The organism is Vibrio albus (genome assembly GCF_003144035.1).
Classification (GTDB): domain Bacteria; phylum Pseudomonadota; class Gammaproteobacteria; order Enterobacterales; family Vibrionaceae; genus Vibrio; species Vibrio albus.
In genome coordinates, this window is record NZ_QFWT01000033.1 from 1 (window position 1) to 793 (window position 793).

Genomic DNA, 793 nt, shown 5'->3' on the forward strand with positions numbered 1-793 from the left:
ATACATCGCTTTAAAAAAGTTGGCCACTTCGCCTCGTACTGTCGGTGTGTTGCCAGTACCAGAGAAAGTAACGGCAAGAAGAAAGGTGAAGGCAACAAAAAAGCTGGCAACAAATATTTGTCCTGGGTGTTTTCGGAAGCGGCACATTTTGCCGTTCGATATGACGCTCGAATCAAAGCTTTCTATGAGCGAAAACGGCAAAAGAGAAACGGGATAGTGGCAATCCGAGCCGTTGCTCATAAGCTCGCCAGAGCCGTATATTACATGCTTAAGGAGCAAATCCCCTTTGATGTAAATCGCGCTTTCGGGTGAAATTCGGCGGTACAGGGTAAGCCCGCACAGGGGTTGGTATGAACCACTAGACTCTGATTGGATGCCCTGTCCCGCCACCTAAACAATCATTCGCCCACGAACTGAGCCATTTCCGGGGTGGCAGGGAAACCGAGCCATAGACACTGTGACTTTTATTGGACAGTTTTGTGGAACCGAAGATTTTGTGGAATGCGTAAGCATTTGGGGCCATTAGGCCTAGAACCAGATGGGTGACTGGTGCGGATGATACTGCTGCATCGTACATAGAAAATCAGGGCGCGAATTATGTGTTTGGGTGGAAACCAAACATTGCCGAAAAATTTCGGTAGAGTTTTTTGCGCCCCTATTGACCCCGGCTGGCTAATGGGTGACCCCGTTATTCTTTGCTATTGATGGCACCATTTGGAGCAACCACGGTACTTGTGTTTGGTATTCCGGATAGTCCGTTGGCTCAGCCAAAGAATGTGATTCTAGGGCATTT

At 48.3% G+C, this 793-nt stretch carries 1 protein-coding gene and 1 pseudogene; both read left to right on the forward strand.

The genetic code is table 11. The features are described 5' to 3' along the window. Entirely contained in the window at nucleotides 1-312 is a 312-nt protein-coding gene (locus DI392_RS20070; protein ID WP_425445706.1) for a transposase, read from the forward strand. A 386-nt stretch (nucleotides 313-698) separates the two neighbouring features. Next, nucleotides 699-793: pseudogene (locus tag DI392_RS19405) on the forward strand (HPP family protein); the annotation flags it as partial.